Source organism: Actinosynnema sp., assembly GCF_052038725.1.
This window is the reverse complement of record NZ_JBQGCX010001330.1, coordinates 1-18,204: the sequence shown is the minus strand read 5'-3', so window position 1 is coordinate 18,204 and position 18,204 is coordinate 1. Positions and strand designations below refer to the sequence as shown.

General features: G+C 72.4%; 8 protein-coding genes and 1 pseudogene. 5 read left to right on the top strand and 4 right to left on the bottom strand.

The window, feature by feature from the left end:
* Positions 1–176: 176 nt before the first annotated feature.
* Positions 177–308, bottom strand: a complete 132-nt coding sequence (locus tag ACTUAL_RS28100) for a hypothetical protein (RefSeq protein ID WP_440902347.1) — start codon at positions 306–308, stop codon at positions 177–179.
* Positions 309–328: 20 nt separating this feature from the next.
* Here ACTUAL_RS28100 and ACTUAL_RS28095 point away from each other — a divergent pair, with 20 nt between their 5' ends.
* The 5 genes from ACTUAL_RS28095 to ACTUAL_RS28075 are packed head-to-tail and all read left to right on the top strand — an operon-like array spanning position 329 to position 9,516.
* Positions 329–6,109 (top strand): scabin-related ADP-ribosyltransferase, encoded by a 5,781-nt coding sequence (locus tag ACTUAL_RS28095; RefSeq protein ID WP_440902346.1) that lies wholly within the window; start codon positions 329–331, stop codon positions 6,107–6,109.
* Entirely contained in the window at positions 6,106–6,654 is a 549-nt protein-coding gene (locus tag ACTUAL_RS28090) for a scabin-related ADP-ribosyltransferase (RefSeq protein ID WP_096497134.1), read from the top strand. The genes ACTUAL_RS28095 and ACTUAL_RS28090 overlap by 4 nt, the downstream gene beginning before the upstream one ends.
* Complete coding sequence (locus tag ACTUAL_RS28085; RefSeq protein ID WP_440902345.1) at positions 6,651–8,306, top strand: hypothetical protein; 1,656 nt, start codon at positions 6,651–6,653, stop codon at positions 8,304–8,306. Before ACTUAL_RS28090 ends, ACTUAL_RS28085 begins: the two co-directional genes overlap by 4 nt.
* A 19-nt stretch (positions 8,307–8,325) precedes the next feature.
* Positions 8,326–9,186 carry a phosphotransferase family protein gene (locus tag ACTUAL_RS28080; RefSeq protein ID WP_440902344.1) on the top strand — a complete coding sequence of 287 codons (861 nt, stop codon included), beginning with the start codon at positions 8,326–8,328 and terminating at the stop codon, positions 9,184–9,186.
* Between the two features lie 36 nt (positions 9,187–9,222).
* Positions 9,223–9,516, top strand: coding sequence for a zf-TFIIB domain-containing protein (locus ACTUAL_RS28075; RefSeq protein ID WP_015805300.1), 294 nt, complete (start codon positions 9,223–9,225; stop codon positions 9,514–9,516).
* Between the two features lie 228 nt (positions 9,517–9,744).
* On the opposite strand, the gene ACTUAL_RS28070 is transcribed toward ACTUAL_RS28075, so the two are convergent.
* The 3 genes and pseudogenes from ACTUAL_RS28070 to ACTUAL_RS28060 all read right to left on the bottom strand — a co-directional run.
* Entirely contained in the window at positions 9,745–13,641 is a 3,897-nt protein-coding gene (locus ACTUAL_RS28070; protein WP_096497137.1) for a DNA-directed RNA polymerase subunit beta', read from the bottom strand.
* A gap of 117 nt (positions 13,642–13,758) precedes the next feature.
* Positions 13,759–17,241 (bottom strand): DNA-directed RNA polymerase subunit beta, encoded by a 3,483-nt coding sequence (gene rpoB, locus ACTUAL_RS28065; protein WP_096497138.1) that lies wholly within the window; start codon positions 17,239–17,241, stop codon positions 13,759–13,761.
* Positions 17,242–17,653: 412 nt separating this feature from the next.
* Positions 17,654–18,204: pseudogene (locus ACTUAL_RS28060) on the bottom strand (hypothetical protein); the annotation flags it as partial.

The following is an 18,204-nucleotide window of genomic DNA, read 5'->3' as shown; positions in this document are numbered from 1 at the left end:
CCGCTGGTGACCGGCGGGCAGGTGCAGCTCGAGGTGGAGGCGGTCGTCGCCGCCGCCAGGAAGCTCGGCGCCGTCGGCGAGGACTTCGGCGAGCGGATCGCCGCGCTCACCTCGGCGCTGGCGGCCGAGGGCGCGTGCTGGGGCGGGGACGAGTCCGGGCAGCAGTTCGCGAAGGCCTACGAGCCGAACGCGGCCAAGGCGCAGGACGTGATGAAGAAGGCCGCGGGCGCGATGGCCTCCATCGCGGACGGCCTGACCGAGCAGGCGGAGTCGATGCGGCGGCTGGACGACGAGATCCGGGCGCGCATGGGCCGGGCGGACGGCTGGCGTGGGCATCGAGATCCCCGGCTGGCTGGAGCAGGTCGCCTGGCTGGCGGCGGGCGAGTGGCCGGAGGGCGACGAGACCGCGCTGCGCAGGGTCGGCGCGGCGTGGGACCGGGCGGCCGAGGACGTGGACGCGGCGCTCCGGGACGCGGACGCGGCGGTGGCCGAGGCGCTGTCCAGCATGGACGGCGAGGCGGCCGACGCGGTCCGCGAGTTCTGGGCGCAGTACGCCGACGGCGACCAGGCGGCGCTGCGGGCGCTGGAGGAGCGGTCGCGGGAGCTGGGCGACCAGTGCCGCAACTGCGCGCTGCAGATCGAGTACGCGAAGCTGTCGATCCTGATCGCGCTGGGGATCTTCCTCGCCGAGCTGCTGGCGATGCTGGCGTCGGCGTTCGTCACGGCGGGGGCGTCGACGGCGGGCATCGTGCCCGCGCAGATCGCCACCAGGGCGACCATCCAGACGATCGTGCGCAAGCTCATCCAGTCGCTGGCGCAGCGGCTGGGGCGGAGCCTGGTGGGCACGGTCGTGCGGTCGGTGGTGACCGAGGTGGCCACGTCGGTCGGCACGGACCTGGCGGTGCAGGCGATCCAGATCGCGCGGGGCGACCGGAAGGGCGTCGACGGGAAGCTGGTCGGCGACGCGGCCCTGTCCGGCGCGATCTCCGGGGCGACGGGCGCGCTGGTCGGCGCGGGCGGGGACAAGCTCCTCGGCAGCGCGACCGAGGGCCTGGCCAGGAACGCGGCGCGCGAGGCGGCCGAGGAGGCGGTCACGGGCGTGGCGTCGACGGTCGCGGAGGCGGTCGTCACGGGCGAGGGCGTGAAGTTCGACGACCTGCTGCAGAGCGCGGCGAGCGGCGGCCTGGGAGGCGCGGTCGGGGGCGCGAAGACCCACTTCGACGGCGGCTCGCACGGCGGCTCGGCGGGTGATCCGGGCGGGTCGCCGGACCCAGGCGGCGTCTCGCCGACCGGGCTGGACCTGGACGCGCGGTCGACCCCGACTCCGACATCAACGCCGACGCCGACGCCGACGCCGACGCCGGTGAGCGCACCTCACGACGGCGGCGGCCAGGGCGCCCCGCCCCTCACGCCGAACGCGGACTCCCCGCCGCTCAGGCGCGCGCAGGACGCGACGTCGACGTCGTACGCGACGACCACCCCTGCGGAACCCGCCCACGCGCCGCAGTCCTCCCAGGAGCCCACGCCGAGGCAGTCGCAGCAGGCGGCGCCCCAGCAGTTCCCGCAGCAGTTCCCCCAGCCCGCTCCCGCGCAGGCGCCCACGCCCACGCAGAGCAACAGCAGCGGCACGCAGGCGCAGCAGTCACCCCCGAGAACCACCACCCCGACCCCTGCCCAGCCGCACTCCCCCACACCCCAGTCCCACCCGACGCAGCCCCACACCCCGGCCGCGCCCCCCAGCAGCACCCAGCCCGCGCACACCCCGAACACCACCGCGCCCGCGCCGCAGCAGCCACACCAGTCCCCGGCGGCGGCCCACCAGCCCTCCACCCCGCAGGCGCCCGCCCACCAGTCCCCCGCTCAGCAGGCGCCGGTCCAGCAGCCCTCCGCCCACCCGGCTCCCTCCCAACCAGCTCCCTCCCACCCGGCTCCTTCACACCAGGGCACGACCACCCAGCAGAGCGGCACGACGACCCCGCAGTTCCAGGGCGGCTGGTCGCCGCAGCAGGCCCCGCCGCCCTTCCCGCACCGCGCGCCGGACCAGCCCACCCCGGACGGTCGCCCGCAGCAGGCGTTCCCACAGCAGCCGTTCCAGCAGCAGCCGCACTTCCCGCAGCACAGCCCCCAGCCGACCGGTCCACTCCCGCAGCAGCAGGGTCACCCCGGCAGGCCCCAGGTCGATCCGGCCCAGTCGCACCGGTCCGAGCGCCCCGCACCGGACCAGCGCCAGCCCGCGCCCGCGCGCCGCCCGGACGGCCCGGCCCGGCACCAGGACGGCCCGAACCAGGACGTCCCGCCGCAGCGACCGACCGCCCCGGCGCACCACCCGGACGCCACGACGCCTCAGCGCGCCGACGCCCCCGCGCACCAGGTGGACGCCCCCGCCCTCCCCCAGGACGGCCCGGCCGCCCCGCACCGCGACCCGGTGAGCGAGGCCCCGCGCCCGCGCACCGAGCAGGAGCAGGCGTCGCGGATGCGCAAGCGGTTCTCGCTGCCCCCGGAGCTGGCGCACCTCCAGCCGCGCGCGGCCCTGACCCGCTCGGGCCTCTCGCTGCACCAGGACAAGCTCCACCCGGCCGTGCACCGCTCGGCGGACCGGGTCGCGGAGGACCCGCGCACCTACACCGTCGACGTCCACGGCACCGGGACCAGCGCGTCGGTGGACGGCACCCGCCTGTCGCCGAGGCAGCTGGCGGACATCATCCGGTCCACCGGCGACTGGGACGGCGAGAAGCCGATCCGGCTGATCTCCTGCAACACCGGCACGGACCCGAACGGCTTCGCCGCGCAGCTCGCCCGCGAGCTGGGCGCGGACGTCATCGCCCCGTCGAAGTACGCGTGGGTGGACGAGGCGGGCAACGTGTTCGCCTCGTCGAGGGAGTCCTCCCCCGACCGCCCGGACGGCGCCCCCGGCTGGCCGCCCAACGGCTCGTGGATCACCCACCGGCCGGACGGCACCAGCACCGACCACAACTCGACCACCCCGCCGGGCCACGACGCGGGCTGGGGCGACACCACGCCGGGCAAGGCCCCGAGGGCCTGGCACCGCGCTGCCCCCGACCAGCCGCCGCCCTGGACCGGTCCCGCGCACGACCCGCACGGCGGCCAGGCGGGCACCCCGCACCAGACCAGGTCGGGCAAGGGCGCGCTCGGCTGGGTGAAGACCGTGTTCACCCGCCAGGCCGACACCGACCCGCACGCGAACTCCCCCTTCCGAGGCTGGACCCCGGAGGCCGCGCAGCAGCAGCGCCAGCAGCAGGGCCTCACCGGCCGGCAGACCTGGAACGCCCCACAGCCCCAGCCGCCCGCAGCCCACCCGTCGGCGCCGGTCCCACCCGGCCAGACCGCCGGACACCCCGGCTGGCCAGGCGGCGCGCAGTCCCCCCACGGCCAGCCGGGCAGGCAGGCGCCCCCCGGCAGGCCGCAGGCCCCCGAGCCCTTCGGCAACGGCGACAACTCCCAGCGCACGCCGAACGGCGCCCCCGGCGCGCAGCAGTTCGGGCAGCCCGCCGCGAGGCAGCCGCTCGGGCAGGGCCACTTCGGCGCGACCACCCAGCAGGGCGGTCACCCCGGCCAGCCGCCCGGCCGCCAGGACCAGCACCCCGGTGCGAGCCGACCGGGCGTCCAGCCCCCGCAGCCGGGCATCCCGCAGGGCTACCAGCAGCAGGCGGGTCACCGGCCTGCGAGCGGCCAGCCCGCGGGCGGACAGCGGATGGGCGGCCAGCCTGGGCTCGGCCAGCCCGCGAGCGGCCAGCCCAGGGTCAGCCAGCCCGCGAGCGGGCAGCCTGGGATCGGCCAGTTCACGGGTGGACAGCGGACCGGCGGTCAGCCGATGGGCCAGCCGCAGGGCTTCGCCCAGCCGAGGCCCCCGCAGACCGGCCTCCCGCAATCCCACCCCGCGCAATCCCACCCCGCGCGAACCGGCCCCGCGCAGCCGGGCTACCGGCAGGGCCCGCCGCCGCAGGCGGGTTCCACGCCTCCCGGCGCGGGCAGGCCGGGTCCGCAGCGGTTCGGCCCGAACCCCGGTCCCGGACGGCCCGGTTTCACGCAGCCCGGTTTCACGCGCCCCGGTCTCGCCCAGCCCGGCTCGCAGCAGCCAGGTCCCGCACGGCCGAACACCCCGCAGACCAGCCCTGTCCAGCCGGGCCCCGCTCGACCGGGTTCACCGCAGCCTGGTCAGGCGCAGCAGCCGCGATACGGCCAGACCCCGCCCACCGGCTTCCAGCAGCAGGGCGACCGGGTCGCGCCGTCCGCACCCCAGCTCGACAACCGCGGCCAGCGGCCCACGCCCCCGACCCCTCCGGCAGGTGGTCAGCCGCAGGGCGAGCGCCCGCCCGCGCATCAACCGGCGTCCCCGGACGCGCAGCAGCCGGGCGCCCCGCGCGCGGAGACCCCCGCACGCCCGCAGCAGGCCACCGACCTGCCCGCCCCCGAGGTCCAGCAGACCACCGGGCACCCGCAGCAGGCGCTCGCGGACCAGCCGCGGACCCACCAGCCGTCCCCACAGGACGTGCCCGCGCAGAGCGCGCCGGAACAGGTCGCACCAAGCGGGATCAAGCCCGAGCAGATCAGGCCCGAAGAGGTCGCGCCCGAGCAGACCAAGCCCGCGCAGACCAAGCCCGCGCAGGCCGCGCCGGAACAGGCCGCGCCTGCGCAGCCGAGGCCCGAGCGGTCGGCTGAGCCGGGAACCGCCACGAAGCCCGTCGAGCCCGCCCCACCCGCCGCCCCACCCGCCGCCCCACCCGCCGCGCCGCGCGGTATCGCCGACCGGCTCGCCGACCTCACCACCCCCGTCGGGCGCGACCACACCCCGGCCCCCGACCGGGCCCCCGACCACCGGCCGGAGGACGCCGGGGCCCCTGGCACCCCCCAGCGCGAGCAGCCCGCCCACGACCTCGGCGACGACCTCGGGACCGGGGCCGAGCCCGACGAGCGCACGCCCACCGACCAGCTGCTCGAGGACTTCCTGGCCGCCTTCCACGAGCAGCTCGACCGGGAAGCGGCGCTCCGGGACGCCGTGAAGACCCCCTCCGGGCTGGAGTGGGTCGACCCGAGGAAGCAGACGATCCCCCCGGACGGCTGGCCCGACGGCCTGTCCGACGAGGAGCTGCGGGAGCTGCCGCAGGACGAGCGCAGGCGGCGCGAGGCCGAGGTGCTGCTGCGCGAGGAGGCGCTGCGGGCCTACCGCGCGGAGGGCGGCTACGCGCTGACCCCGGAGGAGGCCCGCGAGCTGACCCGGATGAGCTACGTCGGCGACGACGGGCGCTTCGTCCACCTGCCCGACGTGCCCGAGCACGGCGTCACCCCGGAGTTCCTGAACGACCTGAACAGGTACCTGGAGGAGCGCGGCCGTCCGAAGTACGAGGAGTACGACTTCAAGCCCGGCGAGCCCATCCCGGAGGAGTACCGGCTGACCAGGTCGGCTCCCGAGGAGATCACCAGGAACGACCTCGGCCTCACCGGCCAGGAGGTCCACGACCTGGTCCTGGGGAGCGCGAGCAAGCTCGAGCGGCTGGTCTGGCACTCGTACGGGGACGAGTGGCACCTCAAGAAGAACGCCTACTACCGGATGGACTCCCGAGGTCCCGGGCAGGTGACGGCCGAGGGCTTCACGCCGATCGGCGACCCCGCCGACCACCACTTCAACGTGGAGTCGCACATCTCCGGGAACACCACCAACAGCGGGTTCGTGTCGGCCTGCCGGGACCTGAAGGACATCTTCTCCCGCACCGGCGCGCAGCACGAGCCGGGCGGCGCCCGCACCCCGTACGAGGTGTTCGACAACAACGACGGCACCGCGACGGTCGAGGCGTGGGTGCACGCCTTCCACGTCCCGGCGGGCATCGACGCCGACGCCACCCTGCGGGACAACCCGGTGCGCGGCATGTCGGGCAACTCCGCGCACCAGGAGAGCGAGGTCGTCGTGCCCGGCGGAGTCCCGCCCCGGAACATCTCCTCGTCCTTCCTGGTGCGGATGGTCGTCCCCCTCGTGGACGGCGTCCCCGACTTCAAGAACGTGACGCGCCGGTCGATCGGCGAGCACGTCGAGAACCCCGGCTTCGACCCCGACCCCGAGCGGGGCGCGACGCGGACAGGCGGCAGAACATGATCATCTGGCGGAAAGCCCCCGACTACCTGAACCCGGAGAACGCGCTCTTCCGGCGCGAGGGCACGCCGCCCGAACAGGTCTTCGCCGAGGGCTTCCGGCCGGGCGGCGACGAGTTCGGCCTCGACCACCACGTCATGCTGGGCCAGGTCGGGCGGAGCGCGTTCGTGTCCTTCTCCCTCGGGGTGGAGAACCCGCTGCTCCAGCGCCCCGACGAGCGGGCTGCGACAGTGGTCCGGGACAGCAGGAGCTGGGTCAAGGTCGAGTACCTGTACCAGGTCTTCCACCCGAACGGGCTGCACGTGGACGCCACCTGGCACGAGCGGGGGCTCCCGCCGCTCCCCGCGGAGCAGCGCGGGCAGCTGCTGATCCCCGGCGGCGTGCCGGGCGCGCTGGTGAAGGAGGCGATCCCGCTCCTGCTCGCCTACCGGCTCGACGAGTACGGGTACCTCTACCTCCACTCGAAGACCTTCAAGGACACCATCCCCAACGAAGCCTTCGCCCCCGACGAGGTCGAGTGGGTCGGCAGCACCGGAGCGCAGAAGTGAGAGCGATCTTCCCCGAGTCCGCGGCCCCGGTCCGCTGCGTGGTCGCCAACGACGAGCCGCGCGCGCTGGAGTCCTGGGAGTGGAGCCCCTTCGGCGGCAGGCTCACCTTCGCGGACGGCTCGGTCGGGCAGCCGCCGAACTCGTACGAGGCGGTGCTGACCGTCTGGCCCTGCGTGACCGCGGGGGGCCGGACCGGGACGCTCGTGAGGCGCTTCGAGGACGGCAGGCTCCTGGTGACGGCGTCGGGCTGGCGGCTGCCCGAGGGCGAGGTCCCCCCGCCGCAGGCCGTCATGACGCCCTCGCTGGACGAGGTGGAGAGCCTGTTCCAGTACCGCGCCTCCTACCTCCCGCACACCGACACCTCCCCCGCGCCGTTCCTCTACCGGATGCCGGAGATCCCCGAGCCCGACCCCGAGGAGGGCGTCGAGGAGCACCTGGCCGCGCTCAAGGCGCTGATCGCCGAGCACGCGCCGGAGCGCTGGCTGTCGGCGCGGATCGAGGTGGAGGCGTTGAGCGGCTGGCAGGTGCTGACCGCGACCGCCCGGCAGGAGGGGGCCGAGGGCGTCGTCCACTGGTACCCGCCGCTGATGGTGGGCCAGTGGTTCGACCGGCTGCGCTCCCGGATGTACCGGTCGTCGCGGGGCGCCTGGTACAAGGCCGACCTGACCTTCACCCCGGACGGCGAGGTGGTTGCCTCGTACGACTGGCAGAGCGAGCCGCGCTGGCGCACGTTCACCTTCCGCCACCCGAACGAGCACCCCAACCCGCTGGTCAAGCACGACCTGCTGCGCTTCCCCAGGGCGGTCCAGGACGCGCCGGAGTGGGTGGTGCGGGCCAACTCGGACGGGCTGGACCTGGAGGTCACCCCGGAGCACGGCGTGCTCCCGTGGCCGGAGCCCCCGGTCCCGGCGATGATCCCGGCCAGGGTGTTCGAGCACTTCTCCGGCAACGACGAGACGGGGTACCGGGTCGCCTCCCACCGCCCCCGGCTGCACCCGGACGAGCGGCAGCTGGTGCTGTCCTACCTGAACAACGCGGTCGCGGTGCTGACCGGTCGGGGCCTGGAGGTCGACCGCCTCGACCCGGCGCACCCCGAGACGGTGCCCTCGGTGTTCCTGACCGACGGCCGGTGGGTGTGGGCGGGGATGATCGCCTACTACCTGGAGCGCCACGACCTGCCCCCCGAACCGGGGCTGCTCGCGCACATCAGGTCGCAGCGCTACCTGCTGCCGGAGCGGGTGTCGTCGGTGGCGCGGGCGCGGGCGCTGTCGTCCGCGACGACCCGGCAGGGCGGCCTCGCCCTCGCGGCCCTCGCACCGGGGGTGGCCGCGGCGGTCGAGACGGCGCTGGACGCGGCGCGGGGCATCGCCGAGCACCTGGGCCTGAACCCGATGGCGTACTCGCTGGGCGAGCACGCCGACGGCGCGATCAACCTGGTGCGGCAGGACGACGACTTCGTCGTCTACTGGGACTACCGGGGGCGGCGGCAGTTCTTCGCGGCCTTCGACAACCCCGGCGACGCGGCGACCTACCTGATCGGGTTCTTCTACAGCTACACGACGGCGCTGCGCGAGCCGGTGGACCTGCCGCAGGCGCAGGGCGACGGGCAGGGCGCGGCCGAGGGGCAGCAGCCGCCCCCGCCGGGCGCCTGACGGGTGGTTCACTGACGTCGTGGACGAGTTGATCACCGCGATGGGCGCGCTCGCCGGGGTCGAGGACGGCTCCGGCGCGGTCGAGGTCGTCGCGGTGCGCGGGGACGTCGTGGTCGTGCGGGTCGGGGACGTCGTGCTCAAGGCGCACGAGCGCGGCACCGACGGCTCGGCGCTCGGGGTTCGGCTGGAGGTCGCGCGCGGGCTCGGCGGGGTGCTGCTCGCGCCGCTCGGGCCGCCGGTCGAGGTGCTGGGGCGGGTGGTGACGCGGTGGCCCTTCGGGGAGGCCGTGCCGCAGTCCGCGCCCGAGGAGTTCCCGCTGGCGGACGCCGGCCGGTTGCTGGCCGCGCTGCACCTGGCACCCGTGCCGCCCGGCACGCCCGAGGCGGGGGCCTGGAGCCGGATGGCGCGGGCCGTGCGGGAGCTGCCCGCCGGGGCGCCCGGCGCGGACGTCGTGCGGGGCGCGTTCGGCACGCTGCCCGACCCGCCGCGCGGGTCCGCGCTCATCCACGGCGACTGGCACCTCGGGCAGCTGCTGCGCCACGGCGGCGCCTGGCGGCTCATCGACCTCGACGACCTCGGCCGGGGCCACCCCGCCTGGGACCTCGCCCGGCCCGCCGCGCTGCTGCTCGCCGGGGTGCTCGACGGGCGCGAGTGGGACCGGCTGCTCACCGCCTACCTGGGCGCGGGCGGGCCGGCCGTCGACCCCGCCGACCCGTGGGCCGCGCTGGAGGCGCCCGCCCGCGCGCTCGTCGTGCAGCTGGCGGCTCGGGCGCTGAGCGCGTCGGTCCGCGACGGCGTGCCGCTGGAACCCGCTCAGGAAGCCCTGGTCGCGACCTGCGACCGGATCGTCTCGGCCCACCGGGGACCGCGCCGCGGCTAATATCGCGGTCACCGGGCGCAACAGGAGGTAGCAGTGATGCAGTGTCCCAAGTGCCATGCGCAGATGCGCACCTATGACCGGATGGGCGTGCACATCGAGCAGTGCGACGGCTGCCGGGGCGTCTTCCTCGACTACGGCGAGCTGGAGGCGATCACCCGGCTGGAGAAGCAGATGGCCACCCCGCCGCCGCCCCCTCCCGCCGCCGCGCCCGCGCCCGCGCAGGTCCACTACGTGCAGCAGCCGCCGCCCGTCTGGGGCCAGCCGCACTACGGCGGCCACTACGGCCACCGCAAGCACCGCGGCCTGTCCGGCCTGTTCTACTCCTCGTGACCGCTCGGGGGCGGTGACCACGCGGGGGTGAACCACGCGGGGGGACCGAGGGGGCTGGCCGTCACCGGACCAGCAGATCGCCCGGACCTTCACCGGAGCTGAACGAGATCGGCGGCGCCCCGCGCAGGGGCGCCGCCGATCTGCTTCTCCCCGGTCGGGAACCAGCCCCGACAACGGGAGAAGGCCCCCGGCGAAACGCCGAGGGCCTTCCCACAACCAGAGCTCCGGTCAGCGGTAGTCGCGGCCGAAGTCGTAGTCGTCCAGCGGAACCGCGGCGCCCGTGCCGGTCCCGAACACGTCCGGCGTGTAGTAGCCGTCGTCGTAGCTCGGGATGGCGTACGCGGCGGCGCGCGCCTCCTCGGTCGGCTGGACCTGGATGTTCCGGTACCGGTTGATGCCGGTGCCGGCCGGGATCAGCTTACCGATGATCACGTTCTCCTTCAGGCCGATCAGCTTGTCCGACCGCCCGTTGATGGCGGCGTCGGTCAGGACGCGCGTCGTCTCCTGGAAGGAGGCCGCCGACAGCCACGAGTCCGTGGCCAGCGACGCCTTCGTGATGCCCATCAGGACCGGGCGACCGGCGGCGGGCTCGCCGCCCTCGGCCACGACCTGGCGGTTGCCCGACTCGAAGTCCGCGCGCTCGACCAGCGAGCCCGGCAGGAACTCCGTCGCACCCGAGTCGATGATCGTGACCCGGCGCAGCATCTGCCGGACGATGACCTCGATGTGCTTGTCGTGGATCGCCACGCCCTGGGCGCGGTAGACCTTCTGGACCTCCTGCACCAGGTGCAGCTGGGCCTCGCGCGGACCCATGACCCGCAGGACCTCGTGCGGGTCGGGCGTGCCCTCCAGCAGCTGCTGGCCGACGCTCACGTGGTCGCCGTCCTGCAGCGGGCCGGTGGCCGTGTTGGCCAGGCGCTGGCGCTTCGAGAGCTTCTCGAAGAGGATCTCCTCGGACCCGTCGTCCGGGATGAGGGTGATCTTCCAGAAGCGGTCGCCGTCCTCGATCCGCACGCGGCCGTCGACGTCGGCGATGGGCGCCTTGCCCTTCGGGACGCGGGCCTCGAACAGCTCCTGGACGCGCGGCAGACCGGTGGTGATGTCGTCACCGGCCACACCACCCTGGTGGAAGGTGCGCATCGTCAGCTGGGTGCCGGGCTCACCGATGGACTGGGCGGCGACGATGCCGACGGCCTCGCCGACGTCGACCAGCTGGCCGGTGGCCATCGAGCGGCCGTAGCAGGACGCGCACACGCCGACCGCGGACTCGCAGGTCAGCACGGAGCGGACCTTCACCCGGACGACGTTGTTGGTCACCAGGGTCTGGAGCGCCGGGTCGCCCAGGTCGTCACCGCGGTTGAGGACGATGTTGCCGTCCTTGTCGGTGATGTCCTCGGCCAGGGTCCGGGCGTACACGCTGGTCTGCGCGAACTCGTGCAGGCCGACGCGGTCGCTCAGGACCTCGCCCACGGTCATGCCCACGCCGCGCGTGGTGCCGCAGTCGATCTCGCGGATGATGACGTCCTGCGAGACGTCCACCAGACGACGGGTCAGGTAGCCCGAGTCCGCCGTGCGGAGCGCGGTGTCGGCCAGACCCTTGCGGGCGCCGTGCGTGGCGATGAAGTACTCCAGGACCGACAAGCCCTCGCGGAACGAGTTCTTGATCGGGCGCGGGATGTACTCGCCCTTCGGGTTCGTGACCAGGCCGCGCATGCCCGCGAGGGAGCGGACCTGGGTCATGTTGCCCGCCGCGCCGGACTTCACGATCTTGCGGATCGAGTTGTCCTCGGGGAAGTTGTCCTCCATGACCTGGGCGACGTCCTCGGTCGCCTTGGTCCACACCTTGACGAGCTCGTTGTTGCGCTCGGTGTAGGACAGCTGACCGCGCTGGTAGCGCTTCTCCACCGCGTCGGCGAGCTTCTCGTACTCGTCCAGGATGCCCTGCTTGGCCTGGGGCACGAGCACGTCGGAGATCGCGACGGTCACGCCGGACCGGGTGGCCCAGTGGAAGCCGGCGTCCTTCAGCTTGTCCAGCGTCCGGGCGACGGTGACCATCGGGTACCGCTCGGCGAGGTCGTTGATGACCGTGGCCTGCCGCTTCTTGGGCATGACCTCGTTCAGGAACGGGTAGTCCTGCGGCAGGACCTCGTTGAACAGCACCCGGCCGAGGGTGGTCTCGGCCAGCCACGGCTGACCGGGCTCCCAGCCCTCCGGCTCCTGGCCGCGCGGCGGGTTCTTGTCGGTGATGCGGATCTTGCACATCGCCTGGAGGCCCAGCGCCTTGCGGTCGAACGCCATCTGCGCCTCGGCGGGCGAGGAGTACGCCTGGCCCTCGCCGAGGTCGTTCTCCTTGTGCCAGGTCAGGTGGTACAGACCCGTCACCATGTCCAGTCGCGGCATGGCCAGCGGCTTGCCGGACGCGGGCGAGAGGATGTTGTTCGACGACAGCATCAGCACGCGCGCCTCGGCCTGGGCCTCGGCGGACAGCGGCAGGTGGACGGCCATCTGGTCGCCGTCGAAGTCGGCGTTGAACGCCTCGCAGACGAGCGGGTGGAGCTGGATGGCCTTGCCCTCGACCAGCTGCGGCTCGAAGGCCTGGATGCCGAGGCGGTGCAGCGTGGGCGCGCGGTTGAGCAGCACCGGGTGCTCGGTGATGACCTCTTCGAGGACGTCCCACACCGCGGGGCGCGCGCGCTCGACCATGCGCTTGGCCGACTTGATGTTCTGCGCGTGGTTCAGGTCCACCAGGCGCTTCATCACGAACGGCTTGAACAGCTCCAGCGCCATCTGCTTGGGCAGACCGCACTGGTGCAGCTTGAGCTGCGGGCCGACGACGATGACCGAACGGCCGGAGTAGTCGACGCGCTTGCCGAGCAGGTTCTGGCGGAACCGGCCCTGCTTGCCCTTGAGCAGGTCGGACAGCGACTTGAGCGGGCGGTTGCCCGGACCGGTCACCGGACGGCCGCGGCGGCCGTTGTCGAACAGCGCGTCGACGGCCTCCTGCAGCATCCGCTTCTCGTTGTTGACGATGATCTCGGGCGCGCCGAGGTCGATCAGTCGCTTGAGGCGGTTGTTGCGGTTGATGACGCGGCGGTACAGGTCGTTCAGGTCGGAGGTCGCGAAGCGGCCACCGTCGAGCTGCACCATGGGGCGCAGGTCCGGCGGGATGACCGGGACGCAGTCCAGGACCATGCCCTGCGGGTTGTTGCGGGTCGCCTGGAACGCGGCGACGACCTTGAGGCGCTTGAGGGCGCGGAGCTTCTTCTGGCCCTTGCCGCTGCGGATGGTCTCGCGCAGCACCTCGGCCTCGGCGTCCACGTCGTAGTCGCCGAGCAGCTTCTGGATGGCCTCGGCGCCCATGGCGCCGGTGAAGTAGTCGCCGTACCGGTCGTACAGCTCGCGGTAGAGCTGCTCGTCGGCGATGAGCTGGGCGCGCTCCAGCTTGACGAACGTGCTCCAGATCTCGTCGAGCCGGTCCAGCTCGCGCTGGGCGCGGTCGCGGAGCTGGCGCATCTCGCGCTCGCCGCCCTCCTTGACCTTGCGGCGGACGTCGGACTTGGCGCCCTCGGCCTCCAGCTCGGCCAGGTCGGCTTCCAGCTTCTGCGCGCGGGCCTCGACGTCCGCGTCGCGGCGGTTCTCGACGCGCTTGCGCTCGACCTGCATCTCGCTGTCGAGCGTGGGCTGGTCGGTGTGGCGCAGCTCCGCGTTGACGCCCACGATGACGTAGGCCGCGAAGTAGATGATCTTCTCGAGGTCCTTGGGGGCCAGGTCGAGCAGGTAGCCCAACCGGCTGGGGACGCCCTTGAAGTACCAGATGTGGGTGACCGGCGCGGCCAGTTCGATGTGGCCCATGCGCTCGCGGCGCACCTTGGCGCGGGTCACCTCGACGCCGCAGCGCTCGCAGATGATGCCCTTGAAGCGCACGCGCTTGTACTTGCCGCAGTAGCACTCCCAGTCCCTGGTGGGACCGAAGATCTTCTCGCAGAACAAGCCGTCCTTCTCCGGCTTGAGCGTGCGGTAGTTGATGGTCTCGGGCTTCTTGACCTCGCCGAAGGACCACTGGCGGATGTCGTCCGCGGTGGCGAGACCGATGCGGAGCTCATCGAAGAAGTTGACGTCGAGCACGTCTACTCTCTTCCCCTTTTGGATCGGTTGCCCCGAAAGCAGGGCTGGAGGGCTGGCTCAGGAGCTTGGGGGGACCGAGGGGGCGCCGGTAGGGGCGCCCTCCTCGGTTCCGGCGGGTCAGTTGACGACGTCGTCCACGGACGGCGACTCGGACCGCGACAGGTTGATGCCGAGGTTCGCAGCCGCGCGCTCCAGGTCTTCGTCGTCGCCGTCGCGCATCTCGATCGCGGCGCCGTCCGAGGACAGCACCTCGACGTTGAGGCACAGCGACTGGAGCTCCTTGAGCAGCACCTTGAAGGACTCCGGGATGCCCGGCTCCGGGATGTTCTCGCCCTTGACGATGGCCTCGTAGACCTTCACGCGGCCGAGCACGTCGTCGGACTTGATGGTGAGCAGCTCCTGCAGGGTGTAGGCGGCGCCGTACGCCTGCATCGCCCAGCACTCCATCTCACCGAAGCGCTGACCACCGAACTGCGCCTTACCACCCAGCGGCTGCTGCGTGATCATCGAGTACGGGCCGGTCGAACGCGCGTGGATCTTGTCGTCCACCAGGTGCAGCAGCTTCAGGATGTACATGTAGCCGACCGACACGGGGAAGGGGTACGGCTCGCCGCTGCGCCCGTCGAAGAGCTGCGCCTTGCCGTTCTCCTTGACCATGCGCTCGCCGTCGCGGTTCGGGACCGTCGAGCCCAGCAGGCCCGTGATCTCCTCCTCGCGCGCGCCGTCGAAGACGGGCGTGGCGGTCTTGGTGCCGGGCTCGACCTCGTAGAGGTCGGCGGGCAGGTTCTTCGCCCAGTCCGGGTCGCCGTTGATGCTCCAGCCCTGCTTGGCGATCCACCCGAGGTGGGTCTCCAGGACCTGGCCGATGTTCATACGACGGGGGACGCCGTGCGTGTTCAGCACGATGTCGACCGGGGTGCCGTCCTCCAGGAAGGGCATGTCCTCGACGGGGAGGATCTTGCCGATGACGCCCTTGTTGCCGTGGCGACCGGCGAGCTTGTCACCGTCCTGGATCTTGCGCTTCTGGGCCACGTACACGCGGACCAGCTCGTTCACGCCGGGGGGCAGCTCGTCGTCGTCCTCGCGGCTGAACACGCGGATGCCGATGACCTTGCCGTACTCGCCGTGCGGCACCTTGAGCGAGGTGTCGCGGACCTCGCGCGCCTTCTCGCCGAAGATCGCGCGGAGCAGCCGCTCCTCGGGGGTCAGCTCGGTCTCGCCCTTGGGCGTGACCTTGCCGACGAGGATGTCGCCCGGCTGGACCTCGGCGCCGATGCGGATGATGCCGCGCTCGTCCAGGTCGGCCAGGACCTCCTCGGAGACGTTCGGGATGTCCCGCGTGATCTCCTCGGCGCCCAGCTTGGTGTCGCGGGCGTCGATCTCGTGCTCCTCGATGTGGATCGAGGTCAGGACGTCGTCCTGCACGAGGCGCTGCGACAGGATGATCGCGTCCTCGTAGTTGTGGCCCTCCCACGGCATGATCGCCACGAGCAGGTTCTTGCCCAGGGCCATCTCGCCGTTCTCGGTGCACGGGCCGTCCGCGAGGACCTGGCCCACCTGCACCCGGTCGCCCTCGTTCACGATGGGCTTCTGGTTGATGCAGGTGCCCTGGTTCGAGCGGCGGAACTTGTGCATCCCGTAGGTCTGGCGGGAGCCGTCGTCGGCCATGACCGTGACGTAGTCGGCGGAGATCTCCTCCACCACGCCGGTCTTCTTGGCCACCACGACGTCACCGGCGTCGACCGCGGCGCGCAGCTCCATGCCGGTGCCGACCAGCGGGGACTCGCTGCGCAGCAGCGGCACCGCCTGGCGCTGCATGTTCGCGCCCATGAGGGCGCGGTTCGCGTCGTCGTGCTCCAGGAAGGGGATCATCGCCGTCGCGGCCGAGACCATCTGGCGGGGCGAGACGTCCATGTAGTCGACGTCGCGCGGGTCGATCATCTCGACCTCGCCGCCCTTCTTGCGGACCAGGACCTTGCCCTCGAGGAAGTTGCCCTCCCCGTCGATCCTGGCGTTCGCCTGGGCCTTGACGTACCGGTCCTCCTCGTCCGCGGTCAGGTAGTCGATCTGGTCGGTGACCCGGCCGTCGACGACCTTGCGGTACGGCGTCTCGATGAAGCCGAACGGGTTGACCCGCCCGTAGGAGGACAGCGAGCCGATCAGGCCGATGTTCGGGCCTTCAGGGGTCTCGATGGGGCACATGCGGCCGTAGTGCGACGGGTGGACGTCGCGGACCTCCATGCCCGCGCGCTCACGCGACAGACCACCGGGGCCCAGCGCCGAGAGGCGGCGCTTGTGGGTCAGACCGGCCAGCGGGTTGGTCTGGTCCATGAACTGCGAGAGCTGGGACGTGCCGAAGAACTCCTTGATCGCCGCCACGACGGGACGGATGTTGATCAGGGTCTGCGGCGTGATCGCCTCGACGTCCTGGGTCGTCATGCGCTCGCGCACGACGCGCTCCATGCGGGAGAGGCCGACCCGGATCTGGTTCTGGATCAGCTCGCCGACGGTGCGCAGGCGGCGGTTGCCGAAGTGGTCGATGTCGTCGACCTCGACCGGCACCTCGGTCTCGCCCGGCTGCATGCTGGTCTCACCGGCGTGCAGGCGGACCAGGTACTCGATCGTCGTGACGATGTCGTCCTCGGTCAGCACGCCGGTGCTGATCGGGGTGTCCAGGCCCAGCTTCTTGTTGACCTTGTACCGGCCGACCTTGGCGAGGTCGTAGCGCTTCTCCTTGAAGAAGAGCGTCTCCAGCAGGGCCTGGGCGGACTCCTTCGTCGGGGGCTCGCCGGGGCGCAGCTTGCGGTAGATGTCGAGCAGGGCCTCGTCGGTGCCCGCCGTGTGGTCCTTCTCCAGGGTCGTCAGCAGCGTCTCGCTGAAGGAGAAGCGCTCGCGGATCTGCTCGGTGCTCCAGCCGAGGGCCTTGAGCAGCACGGTGACCGGCTGGCGGCGCTTGCGGTCGATGCGGACACCCACGGTGTCGCGCTTGTCGACGTCGAACTCCAGCCACGCGCCCCTGGAAGGGATGATCTTGACCGAGAAGACGTCCTTGTCGGTCGTCTTGTCGATCGCGGTGTCGTAGTAGACGCCGGGGGAACGGACGAGCTGGGACACGACGACCCGCTCGGTGCCGTTGATGATGAACGTGCCCTTGTCCGTCATCATCGGGAAGTCACCCATGAACACCGTCTGGCTCTTGATCTCGCCAGTGGTGTGGTTGGTGAACTCCGCGGTGACGAACAGCGGGGCCGCGTACGTCATGTCCTTGTCCTTGCACTCCTCGGTCGAGGCCTTGACCTCGTCGAAGCGCGGATCGGAGAAGGACAGGGACATCGAGCCGGAGAAGTCCTCGATGGGGGAGATCTCGTTCAGGACCTCTTCGAGGCCGCCCGTCGGCGCCTCGTCGCCCTCGTCGACGCGGCGCTGGAACCACGCCTCGTCGCCGGTGAGCCACTCGAACGACTGGATCTGGAGGTCGAGCAGGTTGGGCGTCTGGAGCGGCTCGTGGATCTTCGCAAACGAAACCCGCTTCGGCGCTCCAGGGATCCCCGACGTGGAGTTGGTCGCAGCAGTGGCCTTGGTCGCGCGAGAGATCGCCAAGATGCGTCCTTCCAGGGACAGGTAGCTGGCTAGTCAGCGGAACTAGCACGGCTGTCAAGGGTGCGGCGATGCCCGGCAATCCAGCTCTCGGCGAAGGGCAAACGGAAAGAGGGCAGCGCAAAGGGGCAGTCTAGCTGCGCGCGCGCAGGCTGTCGAGAGGCACCTGGAAGGACCTTTCTCGTGCTCACCGACAGAGTGACCCGGACGACGCTCGCAGTCAAGATGCCACGCGACGATCACCCTCGTGGCGCACCGCGCGTTTACCGGAAGTGACGGCCGTGACCTGCGAGAACGACGCGGGGGTCGGCGTCCGAAGCGGACGCGGGCGGTACGGGCGGGGGAAAACCGCCGGTCGGGACCGTGGGGCGGTGACGGCGAATACGTGACCCGAATCACTCGTTTTCAGCCTTGTTCACCCTGCGTTCGCACACTTGGCCAACTCGGCCGCCTGGGTCGCGTCCTGGCCGAACAGGTCCATGCCGTCGACCAGCCAGCGATCGCCCTCCTTGCGCGCCCCGACCCGCATCATCGCGACGCCGCCGCCGCTGCGGTTGTCGGTGGTGCGGGTGGTGACCTGGTCGAGGAAGAGCAGGACGGTGGCGCGGTCGCCGTCGAGCGAGGTGACGCCGCTGGTCACGGCCTTCACGGTGACCACGAGCTTCTGCTCGGGGGCGAGGGCGCGGACCTGGCCGAAGATCGCGTCGTACTGGCACTCGGCGCGGCCCACCAGCACCTCGGCCGCGGCGCGCTCGGTGGCGCCGACGTCGGCGAAGTCGTAGGAGAAGGCCCGCTCGACGGCGTCCCGCACCTGTTCGCCGACCTCGGCGGTCCCGGCGGCGTCGACGAGGGCGCGGTCGTGGGCGACGCGGGAGGCGGCGGTCTGGAACCAGGCGCCCAGGGCCAGGAGGAGGGCGGAGAGGAGGACCAGGGCGGTGGGGAGGAGCCAGGGGCGGCGGGGTGGGG